Annotated in this window: 20 protein-coding genes and 2 tRNA genes; all 22 read right to left on the reverse strand. The window is 38.4% G+C overall.

The window, feature by feature from the left end; translation table 11 throughout:
- Position 1: 1 nt before the first annotated feature.
- Positions 2-1,507 carry an ABC transporter substrate-binding protein/permease gene (locus tag F0Q01_RS05720; protein WP_090487131.1) on the reverse strand — a complete coding sequence of 502 codons (1,506 nt, stop codon included), beginning with the start codon at positions 1,505-1,507 and terminating at the stop codon, positions 2-4.
- Between the two features lie 126 nt (positions 1,508-1,633).
- Complete coding sequence (locus F0Q01_RS05725; protein ID WP_090487134.1) at positions 1,634-2,380, reverse strand: sce7726 family protein; 747 nt, start codon at positions 2,378-2,380, stop codon at positions 1,634-1,636.
- A 12-nt stretch (positions 2,381-2,392) separates the two neighbouring features.
- Entirely contained in the window at positions 2,393-3,187 is a 795-nt protein-coding gene (locus F0Q01_RS05730; protein WP_090487137.1) for a hypothetical protein, read from the reverse strand.
- Between the two features lie 115 nt (positions 3,188-3,302).
- Complete coding sequence (locus F0Q01_RS05735; RefSeq protein WP_090487140.1) at positions 3,303-5,471, reverse strand: hypothetical protein; 2,169 nt, start codon at positions 5,469-5,471, stop codon at positions 3,303-3,305.
- 236 nt (positions 5,472-5,707) lie between these two features.
- Positions 5,708-6,085, reverse strand: coding sequence for a VOC family protein (locus F0Q01_RS05740; RefSeq protein WP_242869188.1), 378 nt, complete (start codon positions 6,083-6,085; stop codon positions 5,708-5,710).
- A gap of 79 nt (positions 6,086-6,164) precedes the next feature.
- Positions 6,165-6,707: a GNAT family N-acetyltransferase gene (locus tag F0Q01_RS05745; protein ID WP_090487143.1), complete on the reverse strand. Its 543-nt coding sequence runs from the start codon at positions 6,705-6,707 to the stop codon at positions 6,165-6,167.
- A gap of 354 nt (positions 6,708-7,061) precedes the next feature.
- A tRNA-Met gene (locus tag F0Q01_RS05750) sits at positions 7,062-7,135 on the reverse strand.
- A 26-nt stretch (positions 7,136-7,161) separates the two neighbouring features.
- Positions 7,162-7,234, reverse strand: a tRNA-Val gene (locus tag F0Q01_RS05755).
- Positions 7,235-7,431: 197 nt separating this feature from the next.
- The gene (locus F0Q01_RS05760) at positions 7,432-8,205 is read right to left on the reverse strand and encodes a TPM domain-containing protein (RefSeq protein WP_163927164.1); all 774 of its coding nucleotides are present in this window, start codon (positions 8,203-8,205) and stop codon (positions 7,432-7,434) included.
- Entirely contained in the window at positions 8,192-9,859 is a 1,668-nt protein-coding gene (locus tag F0Q01_RS05765) for a hypothetical protein (RefSeq protein WP_090487149.1), read from the reverse strand. The genes F0Q01_RS05760 and F0Q01_RS05765 overlap by 14 nt, the downstream gene beginning before the upstream one ends.
- A gap of 21 nt (positions 9,860-9,880) precedes the next feature.
- The gene (locus tag F0Q01_RS05770) at positions 9,881-11,038 is read right to left on the reverse strand and encodes an SPFH domain-containing protein (RefSeq protein ID WP_090149174.1); all 1,158 of its coding nucleotides are present in this window, start codon (positions 11,036-11,038) and stop codon (positions 9,881-9,883) included.
- Positions 11,039-11,197: 159 nt separating this feature from the next.
- Positions 11,198-12,241 (reverse strand): 16S rRNA (cytosine(1402)-N(4))-methyltransferase RsmH, encoded by a 1,044-nt coding sequence (gene rsmH / locus F0Q01_RS05775; RefSeq protein WP_090487152.1) that lies wholly within the window; start codon positions 12,239-12,241, stop codon positions 11,198-11,200.
- A gap of 18 nt (positions 12,242-12,259) precedes the next feature.
- A complete protein-coding gene (locus tag F0Q01_RS05780) occupies positions 12,260-14,704 on the reverse strand; it encodes a homocysteine S-methyltransferase family protein (protein WP_090487155.1) in 2,445 nt (814 codons plus the stop codon).
- Positions 14,705-14,709: 5 nt separating this feature from the next.
- Positions 14,710-15,612, reverse strand: coding sequence for a LysR family transcriptional regulator (locus tag F0Q01_RS05785; protein WP_090487158.1), 903 nt, complete (start codon positions 15,610-15,612; stop codon positions 14,710-14,712).
- A 117-nt stretch (positions 15,613-15,729) separates the two neighbouring features.
- Positions 15,730-16,191: a helix-turn-helix domain-containing protein gene (locus F0Q01_RS05790; RefSeq protein WP_090487161.1), complete on the reverse strand. Its 462-nt coding sequence runs from the start codon at positions 16,189-16,191 to the stop codon at positions 15,730-15,732.
- A 174-nt stretch (positions 16,192-16,365) separates the two neighbouring features.
- On the reverse strand, positions 16,366-18,738 hold the full coding sequence (feoB, locus tag F0Q01_RS05795) for a ferrous iron transport protein B (RefSeq protein ID WP_090487164.1): 2,373 nt from the start codon (positions 18,736-18,738) through the stop codon (positions 16,366-16,368).
- 187 nt (positions 18,739-18,925) lie between these two features.
- On the reverse strand, positions 18,926-19,858 hold the full coding sequence (cysK, locus tag F0Q01_RS05800; RefSeq protein ID WP_090149160.1) for a cysteine synthase A: 933 nt from the start codon (positions 19,856-19,858) through the stop codon (positions 18,926-18,928).
- A 66-nt stretch (positions 19,859-19,924) separates the two neighbouring features.
- Entirely contained in the window at positions 19,925-21,256 is a 1,332-nt protein-coding gene (locus tag F0Q01_RS05805) for an O-acetylhomoserine aminocarboxypropyltransferase/cysteine synthase family protein (protein ID WP_090149157.1), read from the reverse strand.
- A 315-nt stretch (positions 21,257-21,571) separates the two neighbouring features.
- Positions 21,572-22,264 carry a DUF975 family protein gene (locus F0Q01_RS05810; RefSeq protein WP_163927166.1) on the reverse strand — a complete coding sequence of 231 codons (693 nt, stop codon included), beginning with the start codon at positions 22,262-22,264 and terminating at the stop codon, positions 21,572-21,574.
- Between the two features lie 137 nt (positions 22,265-22,401).
- Entirely contained in the window at positions 22,402-24,531 is a 2,130-nt protein-coding gene (gene cooS, locus F0Q01_RS05815; RefSeq protein WP_090487170.1) for an anaerobic carbon-monoxide dehydrogenase catalytic subunit, read from the reverse strand.
- A gap of 31 nt (positions 24,532-24,562) precedes the next feature.
- On the reverse strand, positions 24,563-25,336 hold the full coding sequence (locus tag F0Q01_RS05820) for an ABC transporter ATP-binding protein (RefSeq protein WP_090487173.1): 774 nt from the start codon (positions 25,334-25,336) through the stop codon (positions 24,563-24,565).
- Positions 25,336-26,097 (reverse strand): ABC transporter permease, encoded by a 762-nt coding sequence (locus F0Q01_RS05825; protein WP_090487176.1) that lies wholly within the window; start codon positions 26,095-26,097, stop codon positions 25,336-25,338. Before F0Q01_RS05825 ends, F0Q01_RS05820 begins: the two co-directional genes overlap by 1 nt.
- Positions 26,098-26,123: the final 26 nt, after the last annotated feature.

A 26,123-nucleotide genomic window follows, 5' to 3' on the forward strand; every position in this document is an offset into this window, starting at 1 on the left:
ATTATTTCTCGCTCTTTCTAAGATTCTTCTCAAGCTTGCCTACACCTATAGTGAGAAGCTGAACAATTGCAAGATAAATAAATGCTACAGCAATAAGTGGCATAAATGCCTCGTATGTAATACTTCTGATGATATCACCGCCTCGAGTAAGATCTATAAGACCGATGTAACCACAGATAGATGTCTCCTTAATCAATGAGATAAACTCATTTAATAGTGAAGGAAGCACTGTCTTTATAGCCTGTGGAAGAACAATAGATACCATTGTCTGCTTATATGAAAGACCAAGGCTTCGTCCAGCCTCCATCTGTCCTCCATCAACCGACATAATACCGCCACGCATGATTTCAGCTACATAGGCGCCTGAGTTTATCGCAAATGCGATAATAGAAACAATAACCTTTGGTACTACAACCGCCTTAAATACTACATAGTAAATAATCAAAAGTTGAATCATCATTGGTGTTCCACGGATAATTGTAAGATACACTTTACAAATCGAATTAAGAACTGTAAGCGAACCTGTCTTATCATGTGTAACACGAATAATTGCAACAATAAAACCGATAAACATACCAGCAAGTACGGCACAAAGAGCAATAATAAGAGTATTAACAAGACCCTTGAGCATATACTTGTAACGACCATCGGTAATGAAGCAGCGCTTAAAGTTTTCTACAAAACCAATGCCCTCACCTGATTTTTCAGGATCTCGTGAAATGATAACCTGCTTAGATGTAGTGTAAGGATCAGAGAAGTTAATAGATTTAAGTCTCTCCTCTGTCATAGTCATACCTGCGATACCCACATCCGCCTTGTGAGAATCTACAGCATTGATAATACTATCAAACTCAATATCCTCAATCTGAACATCCATGCCCAGCTTATCACCAATTGCTTTGATGATTTCCATATCAATACCAACAGGAGTAGCATCCTCATAGTATTCATAAGGAGGGAAAGCCACGTTTGTAGCAACAACTAGTGTCCCATTAGGATACTCAGTTCCCTCTGGTGTTACATAAGGGCATGTTCCCTTTGTTTCATCACCAATATAGTTTTCAATAATCTGTTCAATAACGCCCTCTTCCTTAAGTTCTGCAAGAGCACCATTTACAGAATCGAGAAGCTCCTCATTATCCTTTGCGATACAAATTGCATATTCCTCAAGAGCAAAAGGCTCATCAAGGATTACAAGAGAAGGCTCATCTTTAGTAGTAGCTATAGCTGGCTGTTCGTCAACAATAACGCAGTCTACCTTGTCCTGCTTCAAAGCCTGTACAGCATCTGTAATCTTGTTATATCTATCGATTGTTGTGCCAGCCTTATCACCTTCGTAATCAGAAGCATAAATATCACCGATTGTTCCTAACTGAACACCGATTCTAGCTCCTTCCAAATCATCAATAGTTTTAACTTGTTTGCCTGTGCTCTCAGCCTTGTTGCCACATCCTATAAAAAGGGCAGCCGTTAGGCCTAAGAGTAATAATGATAGTTTCTTCTTCATGTATATTTATTCCCTTTGCTGAATTTTTATGCATAGATAATAACACATCAATTTACAAATGAAAAGCAAAAATTAAAAGATTATTTATCTTTTTATTTAAACAGCATTCTGACAATTCTTACGCCTTTATTTGCTGTTCTTATTTCGTCTTCTAATCCTTTTCACACTAGTGGATTTCTTGGCCCCCCTACGCCTTGGATTCCTTGCTTTTCTAAATTCATTAATTTCCGATAACAGCTTCTCATAATCTCTTTCAAACAAAAGCTCACTTATAGTAGCAGACAATTCATTTTCATCTAGTCTGCTCTCAGGTATAACAGGCTCTACCCCTTCTAATTTAGCCGCCCTTTTTATTCTAGTTATCTCAGCATTTGTAAGTGGCATCTTAGTGAACTCTATAAGTTTTTTCCTGACAAAAGGCTTGCTTTGATTTGCATATTTAGGCAATCCAAATTTTTCAAGAATCATCCCTAACTCTGGTCTCCACAGCAGTTCAAGCTTTCTTTGAAGCTTTGCCTTTTTGTTTATTTCAGGTCTTTTTAAAAAATAAAAATCAGGCTTTCCATCCACTTCATCCACTGTGATAATTCCCCAGTGCTCAGGCACATGTTCGCCTACATGAAGGCCATGGCTACCTCCTGCCACTACAATATTGTAATCAAAGTACTTATCATAATCCTTTATCTGACTCTCAAGTCTAGCGTATGTGTCTGCGTCAGATTTAATCTCTATACCAACTAAAGCGGATGTAATTACCATAACCACATCCGCTCTTGATTTACCAATCATTTTCTCTTCGAAAAATCTTGCTTTTTTATATTCTTTTTCAAGATAGTCAAAAAGTGACTCTCTAATATCCTTGTCCTTTAGCATAATCTAAATAATCTATTCCTGCTCACCGTTGATTTGCTTTAATATTTCGTCCTTTGATACATAATTATCCACTGACTTGGCAGCATCAGAAGCGTAATAAAGCTCTAAGGTTGCATTATAATCAGCATCATTTTTAAGATAATCCTCATCCCATGTCCAGGTATCTACAATAGGCTCACCATTCTCATCGAAGCTATCCTCTGCCCATGGATCAGAAGTACCCTTCTCACCATATCCAAGAAGTACCCACTGTCCATCTCTTATAGCAAGAAGATTATCATAATATGCTCCTAGTACTATGCCTGTATTGTCTACAATATTCTCTTTTTCTATATAGGTAAACTCTGTTCCGCTAGTAAGTGCGTAATTAAGGCTTCCATCGTGATATGAAATGAGGTAAATACCAAATGTCTCATCATTTGAATTGCATACTAATTCAGGAATATCGTCTTCATTCACATAAATAAGCGAATATGTAAAACTATACTGAGGAGAATTAGCCTCCACATCAGCTATAGCCGCGGTATAAGCACTCTTATAGTCATCGTAAGTCTTTCCATCTGTACCGCCGTAAACATCAGCGTTAGCAAGTGCCTCATCATACTCTGGTGTATGACTATATCCCTCAATTACTTCTACAACAGCATCTGCATCTTCCTCTACTTTTTCAGCCTCATCATCACTAGATGCCTCAGTAGCTGTCTCTTCTGCTTTGTCAGAATCTGCCTTCTTGCTCTTTTGTCCACATGCCACAAATGAAAAACAAACTGTTCCTAATAATATAAATGATAATAATCTCTTCTTCATGATATCTCTCCAATCCCCTTTATATACCTGTATAGTATACCTCATTAAGAGGGATTGGGAAAGTTTCTTGGAGATACACTACACCAGCATAACCGAAAACTTATTAGACAAATATCTACTCTGAAAGATTAGGTTCAATAATATTTCCATAGGCATCTATATAAAATGTTTCCCCATCATCATCTGAATTATTGCGAACTTCAAAAATTACATTATGATCATCATCCCTGAAAAATTTTTCCACATAAAAATCATACTCTGTCATTTTTCCATTCATATAAATAAGAACAGGTTTATTATCTAAAGTCAATGCAGGAAAACAGTTTGTCCCATCGTCTAATGTGATTATTTTGTAATCGCATAGCGACTCTTTCACCAAAATATTTCCATCCTTATCATAGATATAATATAAATCATCATAATACTCGTCATTTTTCTTTAAGAAATAAAAAAGAGAATTACCGGAATCATCAATTAGAGTCCACACATCATCGCCTAAAATTGATGCAGTATCAGTATTTATTGTCACCAATTCCCCATCACGATCCGTAAAACTAGTGTCTTTAAACACTACTTCATTTCCATGAAGATCATAATACTGGCATCTATCTTCTTTCCGATTATAGACCTTAATCAACCTGTAATAATAATTATCGTCACTGAGAGCGCTATAACTCAAATCAACTAAATAAATATTACTATCAAGCCTTGATAAGATAACATCTCCCGTACCGGTATCTATAACTGATGTCCTACCAAACCTATCAATTGCATATACATTTTCCATATATTCATATGGATTTTCCTTTCTATAATCACAGGCATCAATATCCGATATATATATATACTCTGGATAAACAATAGTTTTTCCCGTTTCATCTATGTAACCTAATCCATTTAAATATGATGAATAGAACTGAGCATGCCCCCCTTCAAAATAGTTATTTTCATCATTCATAATAAAGAAACTATTAATACGTAATTGTTTCTTAGTTTTTTTCTCATTTTCAGGTACACTTTCTTCCTTAGAATCAGTATCTTCTTCATCATCGGAGTGTCCTAGAAGTCCTAATCCAGAATATGGCTTAGGTTGAGTAGCCACAACAATCTTTATTGATGAATTATCCTCTTTTTGTTGTATTGGCTCATCCACGTATATCCATCCCTTTACAACAAATGAATATGCTGGAAGTAACTTTTCTCTATTAGGAATCTCCTTGGTATAAATATCTAAATCAAGTTGAACTTTCGTATTACCTTCATAGTCAATAAAACGGTCCTTATACCATGCAATCCCAGTTCTGTCATACTCTAATTTGCGATCATATATTAAACCGCTATCATATCCTTTTTCATTATTTCGTATTCCATAACGATTATCGTCTAACCCCGTCCATAAAGGCAAAGAATTAGAAGTGAAATATAATTCATATCCATTTGAAAGCGAAGTTACAACTTCCTCTGAAGAATAACGAAATCTTCCAACTATAAGAATTATTACCACGCCCAACAAAACCGGATATATGATTTGTGGTTTAACAATCTTTGCAAAGAAACAGCCTATTTTCGTTCTTAATGTAAATTCAGGATATTTATTATATATATTATAATATGTCCTAAAATACCCCTCACGATCATCTAAATCGCAATATTCTAAAATTGTACTATTTCTAAGCGGACCATATATCTTAGATGCTTGCAAGAAATTAATAGTAAAATTGATTTCAATAATCAACCTAACTACACCTACAATTCCAATAAGGTAAATAAATATAGCACTTACCCCCATTAATAGAAAAGCGACATATAATACAATAGAAACAAAAATATATCTGTAACTCATATTGGTTAATTTATAATTTTTTCTACTATACAAACTACCAGCGCGTTCGTAAACGACTGTAATTTTCTTGCGCGCATTAAGAAATAGTTTACATTCATAATAATATCTGAAGGTAAATAAAATACATACCCACAAAACAGCCCATATAAAATCATCTTCAACATTTCCAATTAATGGGACAAAAATCCCAATTATAAGATCAATTATCAATATTTTTCTTATAGGTTTTAATATTGACTGTGCCTTAACCCCCAATAACATCCGTGAACTAATATACATCAACATCACTATAAATAACTTTACTAATGACAAAACATATTCTGTGTTTTGATTCACCCCAATAAATCTAGCTGAAAATAAAATACATGTATCTACAAACATAAAAATAATATAAAACAGAATAAATAATGCCCATAAATTTCTAATAATATTTCTTCTCATAATGCAAATATTAATCCTTTTCAAATGTTATTTCTGGGTATAATAATACTACTTAGTTTCCTGAATTACAAGCACATAAAACATCGGGATTACAATTCTTTCGCAAGGATTTCGTCTATTTACCTACTTCTGAAGAATAATAAAATATTTAAAACCTTTTCTATTAAAAGAGAGGTTCCAAAAAGAAACCTCTCTCAGAGTGTAGACCAAATGGTCTAGCTTTTATTTTTTTCATTCTATCTCTCACAAAAGAACTCTATCTGTTCCCCTAATGGTCCATAGCAAAACGCCATTCTAATTGGATATACAGGGTTTGCTGGAATGTCCACATCATTAGGCTCAACAAATACTTCATAGCCAGCCTCTCTTACTTTTATAACGATGCCATCAACATCCTCTGTAAGTAAGGCTATGTGTCTTATGACACCAAGCTGATGCTCACCAGCTTGATTTGTAAATATCTCAATCAATCCATTACCAGTATCAAGCATCAATCCACCATCCCATTCACGGCAGATTTTTAAACCTAAAATGTCCATATAAAACTCTTTAACTCTCACTAGTTCTTCTTCTGTTTCACACTTCATAGAAATATGATGAATTCCTTTAATCAAGCCACTACTCTCCTTTTGTAACATTTCTTATCTACAACATACTGTAATAACTCTGGTATCTTTGACCAATATATAATGCCTAGTTTTGAAAATTCCATTCCTCTTTAGAAATGCAATTAACCTGCTCAGTTCTAAATACACCCTCTATTGCACAAGGAACATTATCTGCTGTGTGATGAAAATGGAATCCACATTTTTCTTGAACACGTTTAGACTTTGTATTTCCCTCAAAATACCCGCACCATATCTTATCAAGCTGCTTATCTTCAAAGCCGTATCTCATTATCTCACGTACAGCTTCAGGCACTAATCCCTGCCCCCAGTAAGGCACACCAATCCAATAGCCAATTTCACCTTCATTATCAGGTACATGAAGATTACTTGCTTCTCCAACCATAAGACCTATGCTTCCAACAGGATGACCTGTTTCCTTTAATACCATTGCATAGGTATCAGGCGCAGATAAAACGTCTCGAATTACTTCGCGACTATTTTCCACACTAGTATGTACTGGCCAGCCAGCAATTGGTCCAACCTCTGGATGACTAGCATATTTATATAAATCCTCAGCGTCTTTCTCTTCCCAAGATCTAAGAATTAATCTGTCTGTATGTAATATCATGCTTATTTCCTCCAAAACTACAACATCATAAACATCCTCGACACATTAGTTATAGAATGCATATTTGCTACTTGTTATATATTGCCCTAATTTGCAACAAATCTTTTAGGAAGAGTATATAGTATTAAGGAACAAAATCCAATAAAAAAGGCCTAAGCTTTTGGTCTAGCTTTTATTCTTTGTGCGAGAGGGGGATTCGATTCTTCGCTTCGCTCCGGTCGGCTCGCAACCATGTGGTCCACTGGACCACGCTCGCCCCTCAACATCGCGGGAGACCCGTGGTTTGATTAAGTATAGAATCCCCCTCCGCTACGCAACAAAAAAAGGAATCCATTCGGATTCCTTCTTGTTGCGTAGCGAGAGGGGGATTCGAACCCTCGACACCGCGGGTATGAACCGCGTGCTCTAGCCAACTGAGCTATCTCGCCTCAATAACTAAATATTTGATTTTGAATGGGACCTACAGGGCTCGAACCTGTGACCCTCTGCTTGTAAGGCAGATGCTCTCCCAGCTGAGCTAAGATCCCAGAGCTTTTCGCGATTGTTACCGCTTCAAGCGACTAGATAAATATAACAAAGGGTGCCTGTATTGTCAACCAAATATTTAATATTCGCAATACTTTTTTTTATTTGTATAATTGGCTGAAAATCACGTTTAACTTTTAGATTATTAAAGGCGCAGGACAATGCCTGCGCCCACTATATTATCATTAAATACAACTTTTTAGAAGCTATGTCCTCCACCGGAGTGGCCGCCGCCACCTCCGCCGCTGAAGCCGCCTCCGCCTCCACTGAAGCCACCTCCACCAAAGCCTCCGGAGCTTCCTCCGCTATCACTGCTTCGATGTCTGCGAATAGTATCATAAACCATAACAGTGCCAGCAATAGGTGCACCTACCGTAACAACTGTTGATGCAATATCTCCATAAGGAGCAAATTTAGCTCTTTGCCTCATAGCTCTTCTAAATACAAAGAAGTATCCCAAGATAATAGAAATAAGGAATGAAACAATAAATCTCATAGGTCTTAAGATAAATCCCTTATTTACAATTGTATCTGCCTGGGTAAAGGCCATTTTGATACAGTCAAAATACTCTTGCCTTGAAGCATAGCGATATATATTATCCGTGATATCTGTACAATCATCACTTCTTAACTGTTTCTGCACATCTCCATATCCCTGGATATATACCTCGCGATGATACATATCAATAATGAATGCGATTCCATCTTCATATTTTGAGAAAGTATTTGAATAATAATACTCTAAAGTAGAATCAGTATCATTGAAATTTGAGTCTTCAGCTGTAACTGCAATATAGTTTATTCCATCATCTAATGAAGAAAGATAATTATATAATTCCTGCTCTTCTGATTCTGAAAGAAGGTTAGCATCATCCTGAATAGATACATTGTCTGATGCAGCCCTTACAGAAAGAGGCATCGCAAATGCAAGAGCAACTGCAACTATCATTAAAATTCTTTTAATTTCTCGCATTTTCAAGGCCACCTCCTTTTCTTTCAAAATGAGGAGATGGATGAGTCGCTGATCTATTGTACTCATCTACTATTGCATTTATAGAAATAACAAGTATCGTAAATACGATAATCAACGCTCCATAATAGAATAAATCATCAGGATTATTAATTATTCTAATGGCAACTGCCAATATCCAACTTAAAATACCTAAAAACAAAACTGTCTTTTTGCCCTTGCCAACTTTAAACATGGCTATAAGTATGATTACACCGGTTGCAATATAACCAATTATACCAAGATAATTAGTTCCACCAGAACTAACCTGTGACAAGCCATAAAATAACCACTCTATAAATCCAAAATTTCCTGTAGCAAGCTGAAAAACTACAAAAATTGCTATAGCAGACGCAACTAATCCTAAAATCTGGCCCGGATGGCCAAAAGGCTTTGACTTTCTCATTTTGTCTGCATAGTATTCTTTTTTACCATTTACTCTGTGCTCTTCATCCAGATTGGCATTGTTCATGTAGTATCCCTTATCGTCCAAATGATTGTCAGAGCGATAGGTCTTGTTAGCTAGACCTGCTCCAATATATGCAATCACAGATGACATAAAGGCACTAAACAAACAAAGAGTCTTAACTTTGAAACTAAAGTTAAAGAGGAAACTGAGGCAAACCAGTAATGCAAATATACCAAGAGAAGCAAATGCACCTGCTATAAACATCTTTCGCTTCTCAATAGGCATATCAAGATATGTCTGACCAGTAGCTCCATTTATAATAGAATATGCAACTCTATCACCGTATCGGGTGGTCATGAAATAAAGTGGTAAATAAGCCCCTTCAGTATCATTGTATTTAATACTTGATGAGATATTGTTCTTAATTTCGTTTTTAGAACCAAACTCAGGACTGTAATTATTACTATTATCTAGAGATTTATATGTGAGATAATCCACCGCCTTGTGCTCAGAATCATCCTTATACAAATCCTTCTCAACAGTTGAATTCTCTACAAAAAAGCCAGCTAAATAATTAGGATTAAAAGGCTTAAGCTTCTCCATAGGAAATGGTTCAAGTTTTTCTGCAATCTCATCATCTAAAGCTTGTGAAGCATCGAAAGGTACCTTTAAATGATCAAGATCCATGTCTACCTTTATGTTGGCTTTGTAGGTAACATAGTACTGAGAAGTGGTCTCATATCTCTCTGCTCTATAACTTATTTTGTCATGAATATTGTAATCATAGAGATAATATGGAGTATAAAGAGGAACCAGTTTTTCTACATTAGCATCATCATTTAGCCCAGTAGGGGCAAATGAAATATCAATTGTATTTCTAACGTAACTCTGCTTTGCTTCCTGTTTATCAATCATAAAGGGCAACACATACTTAGGAGCACCCTCAGTTGAGAAATGCTCCTGCATAGTTACCTGATTGCCGCAAAACGGACAAAATTCCATACCATCATTATCAATTAACTGAATCTCGCCATTACATGTAGGACATGTGTAGATTTTGGTGTTAACAGAATCAGCATTTATCCTGTCATCAGGCTTGTACTGTTCAACATCAGTAAGCTCTCCACATGACATACATTTTAATTGCTTGTCCTTAATTGAATATCTAAGCTGCCCTCCGCAATTAGGGCAAGGAAACATTGTAGCCATAAATCAATCTCCCCGAATAATCTATGGTCTCTTTGTTCCACAATTTACACAGAAATTGCCAAAGTTTTCATTACCACAATTTGGACAGAACCATCTACCGGCTGGTGCCTGTCCCTGTGACTGAACCTCATTGAACTGACCTGGCTGAGCCTGTGGCATAGGCTGTCCCTGTGGCTGACCAGACTGTGCACCTGCATTTAATAAATCTGCACCATTGGCTCCACCTGCCTGCATAGCCATGTTCATTCCAAAGAATCCCATTGCTGCACCATTTTCATTAGAAGCAGCTGCCTTCATAGCCTCAGCCTGAGCCTGTACAAGTGTAGCACCTGCCATTGCCTGAGAACGAAGTGCACCTGTCTTCTGAAGCTCCTTAAGAGTTGCTGCATCCTCTTCTGGAATTGTTGTAGAAAGAATCTGAACGGATGTAATAGCAAGACCGTATTTTTCTGTCCAATCATGATCAAGCTCATCTGCCATTGCTTCAGAGATTTCCTTAGTGTAGCTAGGAATGCCTGATGGTCTGATGCCCATAGCGGAAAGCTTGCCAAGAGCTGGCTGAAGAGCCTGAATAAATGTAGCTCTAAGCTGATCCTGAACATCCTCGATAGTGTACTCATCCTTAACATTACCAGCAAGTGTAGAATAAAGCTGAGTAGGATCTGTAACCTGAAGGCTGTAGTTACCATTGCACTTGAGGTTTGTATCCATATCAAGACCAATATTCTGATCTAAAATTCTAAAAAGGATTGGGCTTGGTGTACCGAACTTAAGACCAATAATATCCTTTGTATTAACAAAATATACACGCTGCTGCACTGGCTTCTCTCCACCAAATGTGAATCTTCTGCCAAACTCCTTAAATACTGCTGCAAAATTGCCTGCAAAAATAGAAGCTGAACCATTGTCCTCCCACTCGTAAGCACCTGGCTCTGCAGCTAAATCAATAATCTTACCGCTATCTACTAAAAGAGCACACTGTCCTTCGTTAACGATAACTACTGACCCCTTTGTAATAACATCCTGATCTCCTTTAGTATTTGTACTACGACCAGAAACCTTGTGCTCTGCTCTCTTTAATAACACACTGTTATCCATAGAGTCGCATACAAAAAGTTCCTTCCACTGGTTAGCTAGTTCTCCTGAAACTGAGCCTGTAAAAGCCTTAATTAATCCCATGACTTTTCCTCCCTCACATATAAATTATTATTTTTATCATTATTGGGTATTTACATAACCTTTATTATTTTAACAAAAAAGGCCTGCACATTAAAGTGCAAGCCGTAATATTTTTGTAATTTTTTAAAAGAAATATGTATTCCCATTTAATATCCCTAATTATTTCTTAATCGCCCAACGCATCTTAGTAGATTTACTACGAGGATTAATTCTACACTCCTCTGCCGATGGACGAATCACATCTGATGATACCTCTGAATACACTCCCTGACGGGCAAGCTCTTTAAATGACTTTTTCACAAGTCTATCCTCTCCTGAATGGAAAGTAAGGATGGCTGCTCTTCCTCCTGGCTTAAGTACACTAGGCAGCTTTTCTAGGAATGAATAAAGCACCTCAAATTCACTGTTAACGTCTATACGTAACGCCTGAAATACTCTGGCGCAGCTCTTTTTAATAGCCTGGTCCTTTTCCTCCTTTGGGACCTTCCAAAGAGCCTCTGTTATTGCCTCACGAAGGGCTGTTGTGGTATCCATAGGATTGCCCTTTGACATAAGTGTAAATACCTTGTGAGCTATCTCCTCAGCGTAAGGCTCATCAGAGTTTTCAATCATCATCCCTACGAACTCTTCCTCAGTAATACTGCGAAGACGCTGAGCCGCACTCTCACCATGTTCAGGGTCAAGTCGCAAATCTAATGGTCCATCTATCTTGTATGAGAAACCCCTCTGGGGATTATCTATCTGCATAGATGATACTCCCAGGTCGGCTAATACAAAATCAAATTGGCCTACCTCTTCTGCCACCTTATCTATATTTGCAAAATTAATGAGCCTAAACTGAAAGTTATCCTCTCCAAAGCCGGCATTTCTAAGCCTCTCCACAGTCTTTTTAGATTCAATAGGATCCACATCCAGTCCATAGATACATCCATTACCATCAAGCTGCTCTAGCATCTTTCTAGTATGTCCACCATATCCTAAAGTACAATCAAGTCCCTGTTGTCCGGGCTTAATCTGTAAAAAATCAAGTATCTCATTTACCATAATAGAAATATGCATACCAGCAGGAGTGGAGCCCTTACTGATAACATGCTCTATTGTATCCTTGTATTTTTCAGGATTGTGTTCTTTGTATTTCTCCTCGAATTTCTTAGGATATTTTCCAGAGTATCTTACCCTTCTTTTATGCTTAATTTCTTCCATTAACTCTCCTATTGTTAACTATGCAAACTTGGTCATTAGATTCTGCACAAGTTTTACAGCCTCTGCTGCATCTGCAGAATAACCATCTGCATTTATCTCGTCTCTAAATGATTCATTAATACATGCTCCGCCAATGATAATCTGAGCGTGACAGCCCTTTTCCTTAGCAAGCTTAACCACGTCATCCATACGCATCATAGTAGTAGTCATAAGAGCAGATAGCCCGATAATATCAGCATTAACCTCCACAGCCTTATCTATGATAGTCTCAGCAGGTACATCTTTGCCTAAGTCAATAACATTGTACCCGTAGTTCTTAAGCATAAGCGCCACAAGGTTCTTACCAATATCGTGTATATCACCCTCTACTGTAGCTATAACTATTGTAGCCTTCGACTCCCCATCCGCACTGGCAAGAAGTGGTTCAATATGTTTCATGCCAAGCTCCATAGCATTAGCACCAGCTATAAGCTGTGGAAGGAAATATTTCTTTTTATCGTAGAGCTCGCCTACCACATTGATTCCCTTGATTAAGTGCTCCTCTATAATAACCTGAGGATCCATGCCTTCATCCAAAACCTTTTGAATCTCTGAAACAATCTGGTCCTTTTTCCCCTTAATTACACACTCTGCTATTGGGCTCACACCATCGCAGGCATTGGCAACAGATAGTCCTCCACCTGAAGCCTGAGCACCAGCTCCTGCAGAAGCAGTCGCAGCCTTAGTCTCAACAACAGGAAGCGAAGAATACTTCTCTAGAGCCCCTGCCTTATTCATAAGAGTATCTGCCGCTGCAGCGCAATACATAAGCATTTCCTGATTTGGGTTTGCAATAGCCATAGTAAGTCCCTTACTAACAGCTATAGTAAGGTATGTTGTATTAACAAACTGTCTATTAGGCATACCAAATGAAATGTTTGAAAGGCCGCAAACGGTAGGAAGTCCCAATTCGTATTTACAATATTCTATTGTCTCAAAGCACTGTAAGCCTGCTGTACCCTCAGCACCTACTGTCTGTACAAGTACGTCAACAACAGCATCCTCTTTTTTAAGTCCTAGCGCTACAGCATTAGTAAGAACTGTATTAATATGCTGCTTCTTCTCCTCTATATCCTTTGGAAGTCCTGCTCCTGAAAGAGGAAGTGTGATAAACATAGCTCCATATTTCTTAGCCAGCTTTAGCATAGGAATCATTTTCTCTTCCTCTGCTGAAATAGAATTAATAAGAGCACGACCTGGATATATACGAAGAGCTGCCTCCATAACATCCACATGACTAGTATCAAGACAGAGAGGTAAATCAACCGCTGATGTAACCTCATATATACTATCAATCATCATCTGCTTTTCATCGATACCATTCATACCCATGTTGACATCGAGAATGTTGGCGCCTCTTTCTTCCTGCTCTCTGGCAAAATCAACAACCATAGAAAGCGAACCATTCTTAAGAGTCTCCTGGAACTTTTTCTTACCAGTAGGATTAATTCTCTCGCCAATAACCATAAATGGACCATCTAAATCAATCCATGTATTTTTTCTCTCTGATGTAACTACACGAAGTGGTCTATCTATAATTTCATGAACAGGCTTGTCCTTAAGCCTAGATACAAGTGCTCTAATATGGTCTGGTGTAGAGCCACAGCATCCACCAAAAAGGGACGCTCCTGCCTCATATAATTTCTCACTAGCATCTGTAAACTCCTCTGGAGTCATCTTATATACAGTCTTACCATTTTCAAGCTCAGGAAGACCTGCATTTGGCTTTACAATGATAGGAACTGTTGCAACCTTTGCCATCTGCTGAACTAGCTCAAGCATAGCATCAGGTCCTGTACTACAGTTCATTCCCACGCAGTCAACACCCATTGATTGCAAAACAATAGTGGCTGTATCTGGAGATGTGCCGTATAGAGTCTTTCCATCAGGATTATATGTAAGAGATACAATAATAGGTAAATCACATAACTCCTTAATGGCAAGAACAGCTGCTCGGCACTCCTGAAGACTCATCATTGTCTCCACTACAAAAAGATCAACTCCCTCTAAGAGAATCGCCTCTACCTGTGCCTTATAGCAATCAACCAAATCCTCAAACATCAAATCTCCAAGAGGATAAAGCTGCTTGCCAGTCATTGAAATATCTGCAGCTACAAACTTACCCTCAGGAGCCACCTGTCTTGTAAGACGAATAAGTCCCCTATTCATCTCTACCATGTCATCTTCAAGACCATACTCTGCCAACTTAATAGGTGAAGCGGTAAATGTAGGTGCAAGGACTATATCTGAGCCAGCCTCATAATATGCCTTTTGAATCTCCTGAATTGCCCATGGATTATCAAGAATCCATTTTTCTGGACAAACTCCTGCCGGCATCCCCCTCTTTTGAAGCTCAGTTCCTGTAGCCCCATCAATAAATACCGTTCTCTTTTCAAGTAACTGTCTAAAATCATTTCTCGTCATTAATACTACTCCTCAATTGCATGTCTAACATAATCCAAAAACTCTAGTGCAAGAGTCCCTGGTGTATATTCCCTATTTATCAAATATCCAAACTCAATCTGGCCACCCTCATTAAATAACTCTAATCCCGGCCCATAGCCACTTTCATAGCTGTTAAAGGAAGCCGCGCTAAGATTAGCCAAGTGATTCTTCTCTAGCATATAATGCATTACATAATCACTATTAGTGACAACAGATATATCCTGACTTATATCTATAAGCTCACCATCAGAGGTAGTCCATTTACCATATCTAAGATATTCATCATTCTCAGACTGAATAAACTTAAGTCCCTTCAGGCTCTTAGCCTGTGGAATATTCGTATTTACCATATCCTCTGGTTGCAAGTAAACCATTCCATTCATTGCCTTTAAGCTAACGAATCTAAGATTGTACTTCTTAATCATGTATTCAATCTGTGGTCGCGAATCCGGAAATACGTATATAAATCCTATTTCATCATCATCCAGTCTGATACGCTCAATTAAATTCATAGTGCTATCAGCATGAATATAAAAACAAGCATCTTCATCCCTATGATTATCATAGAACTTGGAAAAACAATTTGAGAGCCAAGAGCTATGATTCATTCCAATCCTAACAACATTTTTCTGCAGATTGGAATTCTCACTCTCCAACCTATCAAAATCAAGAACTATATGACTGGCCTTTTGGTAAAACGCCTTGCCCTTTTCTGTAAGAGATATGCCTCTGCTCTCCCTCTTAAACAGAGGATACTCTAGCTCACTTTCAAGCGAAGACACCACCTTGCTTACACTTGACTGTGTTGTAAAAAGCACCTTGGCCGCCTCACTAAAAGAGCCCACATCTGCAGAGACAACAAAATATTTTAATTGCTTAATCTCCATTTATACTCTCCTACTTGATATAGATTTATATCCTCACTTTACTCTGCTAAAGATTTTAACATAATAATAAGGGCAGTCCAAGATGAACCGCCCTTAAAAATAGTGATATCAATTAAATTAATAGAACAAATAACTTCTCATTAAGAAACCAGATGCCCAACCGGTCCATGTTAATAAAAATATGAATCCGCCTCTCAACCACAAATTATCAACATATCTACAAGCTAAAATATCACCCATAACAACTGTTATAAGCACTAAAACACATACTATAGAGCATTTAATCTTAGCTACCTTCTTTTGTTTCTTTAAATATGTAATAGTCTCATTTAGCATATTGATTTCTTCTTCACTTGTCATTGAATCATCACCTTTACTTGACTTCATTAATTCCATAATTGTCACCCCCAATGCTACTGAAAGAGGCTCTAAGAGTGTGATATCTGGATATCCAACTCCACGCTCCCATCGGCTAACTGCCTTTCCTGTAACAGAAACTTTCTCTCCTAATTCTGTTTGAGATAGTCCTTGCTCTTTTCTACATTCATAAACAAACTTTCCAAAATCATATGCATCCATTATTTAATCCCCCTTTAAAACGAACACTATAATTATTTAACCCAAAGAAAAGATTTTCTTCAATATCTTTTTCAATAATTGCTGTCGATGAATCATTTACACCCAGAAAAATAGCCATTTAGTCTATATAAAAAGGGTTGGATCCAAAAATCCAACCCTAAAATAAAAAATATTCTAGTTTAATCCTAACGCAAGTCCTACTGCTCTAACTAGGAAAGCTACAAGCCATGCTACTGCACATTGGAAAATAACCATCTTCAGTGCAGCCTTGCGGCCAGCTTCTCTTTTTTCTGCTGCTATAGCTGCCACACATGGTGTGTAGAGCAGGCAGAAAATCAAAAATACAAATGCTGTCAGCGGAGTAATCTCTGATTGCATGCCAGACATCCCACCATAAAGTACAGTTATCATTGAAACCACACTTTCTTTTGCAAGGAATCCTGAAATCAAAGAAGTAACCATCTTCCAATTTCCAAATCCAAGCGGGATAAATATCGGTGCAAGCACTCCGGATAGTGCTGCTAAAATACTATCCTCAGATGACTCAACCATATGGAAATAGAAGTTAAAGTTCTGCAGGAACCATACTGCTATTGTACCAAGGAAAATAACTGTAAAGGCCCTTTGTATGAAATCCTTAGCCTTATCCCACATAAGCATTAACACGCTTTTAAGTCCTGGTAGACGATAGTTTGGAAGTTCCATAACAAATGGCACTGCCTCCCCTTTAAATAAGGTGTTCTTGCTGCAAAGAGCAACAACCACAGCAACAACTATTCCAATAATATATAAGCCCACCATTACAAGGGCAGCTCTATCAGGGAAAAATGCCGCTGCAAAAAATGCATAAATTGGCATCTTGGCACTACAGCTCATAAATGGAATCAAAAGCTGAGTCATCTTTCTATCTCTATCAGATGGAAGTGTTCTTGTAGACATAATAGCAGGAACAGAACATCCAAAACCGATAAGCATTGGCACGATGCTTCGACCGGAAAGACCGATTCTTCTAAGAAGCTTGTCCATTACAAAAGCAACTCGTGCCATGTAGCCACTATCCTCAAGCATTGATAGAAAGAAATAAAGTACCACAATAATAGGTACGAAGCTAAGTACAGAACCAACACCTGTAAATATGGCATCTATCACAAGAGAATGAATAGGCGCAGCCACATCACCTGCAGTAAGCAATTTATCCACTGCCTCAGTAAGCACTCCTATTCCATCTTCCAGTAATCCCTGCAAAAATGCTCCTATAACATTGAATGTCAAATAAAAAACAAGAGCCATTATACCTATAAATGCAGGGATTGCAGTCCACTTACCGGTGAAAAATCTATCTAGATTTCTACTTCTGATATGCTCTCTGCTTTCCTTTGGCTTAACAACTGTCTCTTCGCATATACGGTTTATAAATGTAAATCGCATATCAGCCATAGCTGCCGCTCTATCAAGCCCACGTTCCTTTTCCATTTGAAGGACGATTTTTTCAAGGGTATCTTGCTCATTTTCATCTAGGCCCAATGCCTTAGATACAAGCATATCCCCCTCTAAAAGCTTTGTGGCAGCAAAACGAATTGGTATATCTGCCTTTTCTGCATGATCCTCTATAAGGCTCATAACACCATGAATGGCTCTGTGAACTGCTCCATTGTGGTCTTCCTTACCACAGAAATCCGTGCGACCTGGTTTCTCATTGTATTTAGCAATATGAATAGCATGAGAAACAAGCTCAGCTATACCCTCATTTTTGGCTGCAGAAATTGGAACTACAGGAATCTGTAGCAAATCCTCCAGCTTATTAATAAGTACCGAACCACCATTACCAGCCATTTCATCCATCATATTTAGGGCTAAAATAGTAGGTATTTCAAGCTCTAAAAGCTGCATAGTAAGGTACAGATTTCTCTCTATATTTGTAGCATCAACAATATTAATAATAGCTGTAGGCTTTTCTTCAAGGACAAATCTACGAGAGACAATCTCCTCACTGGTATAAGGGCTCATAGAATAAATACCAGGTAAATCCACCACCTCAGTATTAGGATGCCCCTTTATTGAACCGCTTTTTCTATCAACTGTAACTCCAGGGAAATTTCCCACATGCTGGTTAGCCCCTGTAAGCTGATTAAAAAGTGTAGTCTTACCGCAATTCTGATTGCCTACAAGAGCAAAAGTAAGCATGCCTGTGTTAACAGCCTTTGCCTTGTGCTCCACCTCATAATCATGGGTGCCGGCCTCCTCGCCAAGGGCTGGATGAGGTATTTCTTTTATTTGCTTCTCGTGGTCATGAATAGCCTCACTATCCGCACCAGATATATCCCTAATATTATCGATTTCTATTTGCTTAGCATCTGCCAGTCTGATGGTAAGCTCATATCCGGAAATACGAATTTCTATAGGATCTCCCATTGGTGCATACTTAATCATGGACACATCTGAACCGGGGATGATGCCCATATCAAGGAAATGTTGCCTTAGGGCACCGCTTCCTCCAACTGCCTTAACCGTAGCAGTTTTGCCAATATTAAGTTTACTTAAATCCAAGTTTCGACTCCTCTAATCATAGTTAGTTATAAACGCCCTTTATTATAGCACACTAACACCCATTATATGCAATAAAATAGCCTCTAGTTACGACTACAAGCCTTAGTATTTCTCCGCTCATCTAACACGATTCGCTTGAGAAATCTAAGAGCTTGCTGTCTACTAGAGGCTCATCATTATTTACATTTTATTCAGTGAAAAGTGGTGTTGAATAGTAACGGTCACCTGAGTCTGGAAGAAGAGCTACGATTGTCTTGCCCTTGTTCTCTGGCTTCTTTGCGTACTCGATAGCACCGTGAAGTGCAGCACCTGAAGAAATACCAACTGAGATACCTTCCTTCTTTGCAAGAAGCTTAGCAGCCTTAAATGCATCATCAGACTCTGCTACAAATACTTCATCATAAATCTTTGTATTAAGTACATCTGGAACGAAACCAGCACCGATACCCTGAATCTTGTGAGCGCCAGCCTTGCCTTCTGAAAGAACTGGAGAATCCTTTGGCTCAAGTGCTACTACCTTAACGTTAGGATTCTGGCTCTTTAAGTACTCGCCAACACCTGTTACAGTACCGCCTGTACCTACACCTGCGATGAAAAGATCAACCTGTCCATCTGTATCCTTCCAGATTTCTGGACCAGTAGTGCTGCGATGAGCAGCTGAGTTTGCAGGGTTAACGAACTGACCTGGGATGAAGCTGCCTTCGATTTCAGCAGCAAGCTCCTCAGCCTTTGCGATAGCGCCTTTCATACCCTTTGAGCCCTCTGTGAGAACGATTTCTGCACCGTAAGCCTTAAGAATATTTCTACGCTCTACTGACATTGTCTCAGGCATTGTAAGGATAGCTCTGTATCCCTTTGCTGCAGCGATAGCTGCAAGACCAATACCTGTGTTACCTGATGTAGGCTCGATGATAACTGAACCTTCCTTAAGCTGGCCCTTCTGCTCAGCATCCTCGATCATAGCAAGTGCTACTCTATCCTTTACTGAACCTGCTGGATTGAAGTACTCAAGCTTAACTAAAACCTTTGCCTCAAGGCCAAGTTCCTTCTCAATATTTGTCACCTCTACAAGTGGTGTGTTGCCGATGAGCTCTGATGCGCTCTTGTAAATGTTTGCCATAACATAACCTCCGTGTAAAAAAACTATTTTTAGTATACAACTTAATGTGTTTATCCGCTATTTAAATTAAACGGCCTTTGTATTTGAATTTGAATCTGTACCTACGCTGCTAACACCATCGATGGCTGCAAAGCCCTTCTCAAGATCCTCGATGATATCATCAATATGCTCTGTACCAATTGAAAGTCTGATTGTAGACTGTGTAATACCCTGATCTAAAAGCTCTTCCTCTGTAAGCTGAGAATGAGTTGTTGTTGCTGGATGAATAACAAGACTCTTAACGTCTGCTACATTTGCAAGGATTGAGAAAATCTCAAGATTGTCAATAAACTTATATGCTGCTTCCTTGCCGCCCTTGATTTCAAATGTGAAGATACTACCACCATTCTTAGGGAAGTACTTCTTATAAAGCTCGTGATCTGGATGATCCTCAAGTGATGGATGATTTACCTTAGCAACCTTTGGATGATTCTTAAGGAACTCAACAACCTTTGCTGTATTCTCTGCATGTCTGTCGAGACGAAGTGGAAGTGTCTCGATTCCCTGAAGAAGAAGGAATGCATTAAATGGAGAAATTGTAGCTCCTGTATCACGAAGAAGGATTGCTCTGATATATGTTACAAATGCAGCTGGTGCTGTTGCATCTGCAAATGAAATACCATGATAGCTTGGGTTTGGCTCTGCGATTGCAGGGAACTTTCCGCTCTTCTTCCAATCATATGTACCAGCCTCAACGATAACGCCGCCGAGTGTTGTTCCGTGACCACCAAAGAACTTTGTTGCTGAATGAACTACGATGTCTGCACCGTGCTCGATTGGACGTACCCAGTAAGCTGCGCCAAATGTGTTATCAACAACAAGTGGAAGGTCATGGCGGTGAGCGATTTCTGCAAGTGCATCAATATCAGGAATATCTGAATTTGGATTTCCAAGTGTCTCAATATAGATTGCCTTTGTGTCTTCCTTAATAGCATCCTCAACTTCCTTAAGGTTGTGAGCATCTACGAATGTAGCAGATACTCCATACTGTGGAAGTGTGTGAGCCAAGAGGTTGTAGCTACCACCGTAGATTGTCTTCTGTGCTACGATGTGTCCGCCGCCTGCAGCAAGTGCCTCGATTGTATATGTGATAGCTGCTGCTCCAGATGCAACTGCAAGTGCTGCTGTACCACCTTCGATTGCTGCAACTCTCTCTTCTAAAACACCCTGTGTTGAATTAGTAAGTCTTCCGTAAATGTTACCTGCATCTGCAAGCCCAAATCTGTCAGCTGCATGCTGTGAATTTCTAAATACGTATGAAGTTGTCTGGTAAATAGGTACTGCTCTTGCATCAGATGCTGGATCTGGATTTTCCTGTCCTACGTGAAGTGCTAATGTTTCAAATCTATAATTGCTCATAATATTTTCTCCTTTTCAAATCAATCAATTTTCATTTTCTTTTTATTAACAACATCGACTACAGCAACAAAACTGCATTCGCTCTACTCTAAAATTATGTCTTACAAAATCAATTAATAACTGCTTCATTTGTACTGCCTGCCTTTCTTTTTGTTTGCTTTTGTTTTATGTTGATGTAATCATAAACGTTATTACCTACTAGGTCAATAGGTTTAACGATAACAAAAAACTATAGCCGGCTATCAATAGAATTTATAACCAGCTATAGTTCTTATAAATCCTTATTTAACAATTGTTCTTAACACCTACAAATTGTTATTTAGAAAGCTCAACATAAAGTGCTGCATCTGCGCTCTCCATATAAGGTGCTGTCCAGAAAACAAACACAATACCACATGTAATTAAACCTAAGAAAATCCAACCAATAAATGATAAATCAAGTAGAAATGCTTTCCATTTATGGCCATTCATCATCTCACGAGATTTTGTAATAACCTCTGTTGCAGAAAGTTCTGGATTATCCTTTACAATATATGGAACCATTCTGTAAGAATACATCTTGATGATTCCTGGAATTAAGAATAGCAATGACCATAGGCACAAGAATATATCTCTCAATAAAAGAGTGACAAAAACACGTCCGTAATCCCCAAAGCCTTCACCGATAATTCCTAGCTCAGCCTGACCATCTTCTACATTTTTCTTGAAGAATCTATAGCAGCCAACCTGAAGTGGATTCTTAATAAAAATCTGAATCAAGAAACCAATTAATAATGCCATTCCAACCAATCCACCAAAGAATGCCATTAACGCACTCATTTCCTCAGCCGATAATCCAGAAAATATGGCATTAGCAACTTCTCTAGGATCATAATCACCCCTATTCTTGATAGTATAAGTTGCACCACCTGATACAACCCCTAGAATCAATGCTACCAAAACACATTTCCAATAGTTAGCCTTAAAGGCTGCCTTTCCGATACTTTTAACTTCCCCAATAGTCCACATAACAGGTCTCCTTTCAAAGCAATAATATTTCGTTATAGAAATATCACATATCATCTTTCACTGGTAATAATTATAACTCATTAGCGTCATATCACGTATTAATTCACATTTCTTTTACAAAATTCACTGATTTTTCACTAATCCCAGCCAAGAGCCTTTCGTTTTTCCTTCATATCAGCAACAATTTGCTTTGCAAGAGCTACTGGATCCGTATTTACGTTCATAGTAGAACCTAATAATTCCTTTGTTCCATGCTTTAAGAACTCGATTACATTTTGAGAACCATATATTGGCGCCTCAACACAATGATAAGAATTGATACCATTAAGTCTAAATCCAAGTGCCGCATCAATACCCTTTTCATTGCCCCATTCTGGTGAGGAGAATGCAAATGGAAGCTCGTATAAATCTTTCTTAAGCTCACCTGCAATTCCTGCAAAAATTCCAGTAGAACGAGTATTATCGATACATTCTCCCACATGCCATACTGGTGGCAAATCAGGCTCTAAGAACTCTCTTAGAGATTCCCCTGCTTTTTCCTTTCCAGAAATAGCACAATACCCAAGTTTCATAAGAGGGAATGACGCACATCCATTTGTTATGATAAGCACATTATTCTTGAGAAGCTCATCAGCTACATCTACAATACACTTTTCATATAGTACCTTTGGATTGTTACATCCAACCATATTTACAACACCAAGAATCTGTCCCGACTTGATAGCCTCAGCAAGTGGCTTCATGCTGCCAAATCTCTTGTGAATATATTCAACTGAAAATCCTACCTCAGCCTCCACTTCAAATGGAGGGATAAATACAGGGATGCCCTTTCTCTCCTCAAAGCTTTCAATGGCGCGACGAACAATTCTCTCTGCAAGTGACTTAGTTTCAGAAAGATTGCTATGATGATGATCGTATTCAAATCTCTCTGCACCAGGAAGTCTTGCTGACTCACTTGTAGTAATAACTGCAGTCTTAAAGCACTTTGCCACATCCATTATAGATGGGAATACATCCTGTACATCTGCCACCCAAAGGTCAAGAGCACCTGTTCCAAGAACAAGCTCTGCAGATACAGCATTAGATAGAGGAATAACACCACTATCTCTATACATAGCAGAAAGTCCTGAGCAGCAAATACCGTAAAAACGAATTCCCTTTGCTCCCTTTGACTTAGCAAGCTCAATTAAATCTTCACGCTTTCCAGCCTTTACAATTTCACTTACAAGAAGTGGCAAATGTCCGTGAACAGCTATATTTACATAGCCCTTCTTAAGCGCTCCTATATTGACCTTTGATGTTACTCTATCTCCAACACCAAAAAGTGAGTCTGTAGCAATTGATGCACCAACAACACCTGAGAATGTAAATGCAAGTCCGCAACGCAAAAATTGCTGCATGATACTCTTCCAGTCTCCGTCAGTGGCGCAGCCTGATTTATGATAAGCTTCAAACACTTCGTGGTAAGCACTGATAGGTAAAATATCAAGGTCCTTCCACACCTTTTTTCTCTCAGGCAATGCGCAGGCCTCGATAGTCTTATATTTAGCAGGGACTGTTCTAGACAAATCCTCTAAAAGTGCATCTGCCAAATCCTTTGCCACATTTTTAATCTGTCTATTCTTTTGTCTGATACCAAAGGCCTCAGCTGTAGCTCTGATTTTCTGCTCACCTAAAATTGGCACATCAAGTTCGCCCTCTGCTGCCTTTTTAAGTGCAAGCATTACCTCTCTAGCATGCATACCATGCTGAGCTGCACCTGCCGCAGCAGAACGAAGAAGATTTCTTGCAACGATTAAATCAGCGTCAGCACCGCACACACCCTTTGGTGCCTTTGGAGTAATACGACATGGACCCATATTACAAATTTTGCAGCAAGTACCACAAAGACCAAAGTTACACTGTGGCTTTTGAGCATCGAATCTATCAAAGGCAGTATCAATTCCTAACTGCTCCATTCTAAGAAGCATCTCTCTTACTGCAGGGTCTGGTGTCTGCTCGATAACATCCTGCTTAGATGGGAATGTCTTTCTGTATTCCTGCACAGCATTCATATAATCCTTTGTAAAATCAGCAGGATCACTTTCTCCACCATGGTCACTGGCCTTAAGTGTGACAGTTGGAATACCGTGCTCATCAAAACCAATTAAATTTCTGTGAGAATGGATATGGTCCACCCCATGCTTATGAGAATGATTATGTTCATGTGAATGGTCGTGTTCATGTGAATGATTGTGACAGTGTTCTTTTGAATTTGTTTCGCTCATTTTCTATCTCCCTTTACTAAACTAAAAACTATTAGATTGTGTATTCAATATTGTCTTCCATCTTCATGTTAAGCAAATCAAAGATCTTATCTCTAACAAGAAGAAAATCTCCACTTGTTCTATCTCTGAAATGATGAAGTGGCACAGTCAAAACACCCTTTACTTTGCCAGGATTAGGTGTCATAACTACAACTCTATCAGCAAGATATACTGCCTCTTCAATATCATGGGTAACAAAAATAATTGTCTTCTTTTCGCTTTTGCATATATCCAAAATATCATCCTGGAGCTTCATTCGAGTGATTGCATCCAAAGCACCAAACGGCTCATCCATGAAAATGATATCCGGCTCAACCGCAAGGGCTCTTGCAATGGCAACACGCTGCTTCATTCCTCCTGACAACTGCCTTGGAAAACTATTTGCAAAATCTTCTAGCTTTACAAGCTTTAAATATTTAAGAGCTATCTCTCTTCTTGTTTTCTTATCAATCCCCTTTGACTCAAGTCCAAGTTCTATATTTTTAATAACTGTTCTCCATGGCAATAGGCCATAGTTTTGGAAAATAGTAACGTTCTTTGGGCTAGGCAATGTGACATCCACACCATCAATCTGCACATTACCTTGATTAGCAAGATCAAATCCTGCAATAGCATTTAAAAGTGTACTTTTACCACATCCTGAAGGTCCCAAAAGGCAAATGAACTCTCCCTTTTCAATATCAAGATTTACGCCTGAAAGAGCTATAAACTCCTGTCCATTTTCCGTAAATGTCTTACCTGCATTTTCAATATGAATATATGACATTAGTTTTCACCTCCCCAAGCTCTAAGGATTCTCTTTTCTAAAAGTCCAATTAAAAAGTCTAATAGTAATCCTATCAATCCAATAACAAGAATTGTTGCAAGCAAAATGTCAGCTCTTACATTATTTCTCGCATCGATAATCTGATATCCAAGTCCCGACTGGGCTCCTACCATCTCACCAGCTACAAGAAAAATCCATGCACTTCCTAGGGCTAGATGAATTGAATTTGCAATCTGCGGAAATGCAGCAGGAAGAATAACCTTCCACATAAGTTTTGGCTGCTTTATTCCAAAATTCTCAGATACTCTAAAATAGATATCATCTATCTTCATTACAGCTGATACAGTAGAAAGTAATACTGGGAAAAATGCTGCAATAAAAATAATCACTATAGCTGGCAAATCGCCAATACCAAACAGCAGAACTACAAATGGCATCCATGCTGTTGGAGAAATAGGTCTAAGTAGCTGAAGTGTTGGATTAACATAATTGAAAACCTTTGGAAGGCTTCCAAGAATAAGCCCAAGAACTACAGCAATAATTACAGACAATCCATAACCAATTATGAATCTTCCCATACTTGTAAGTATTGATTCAAAAAGCTGACCTGATGTAATCATCTCAATCAAGGCCGAAAATGCCATAAGTGGTGATGGAAACAAGGCATCACTGTAATCACTAACTAAAAATAATACCTGCCAAATTCCTATTAATATTAGAATGGATACTATTACATATCTGACTGAAAGAATCTTTTTCATTTTTATTCTCCCTTACCTTTGAATCT

It is taken from the genome of Pseudobutyrivibrio xylanivorans, assembly GCF_010906925.1.
Lineage (GTDB): Bacteria > Bacillota > Clostridia > Lachnospirales > Lachnospiraceae > Pseudobutyrivibrio.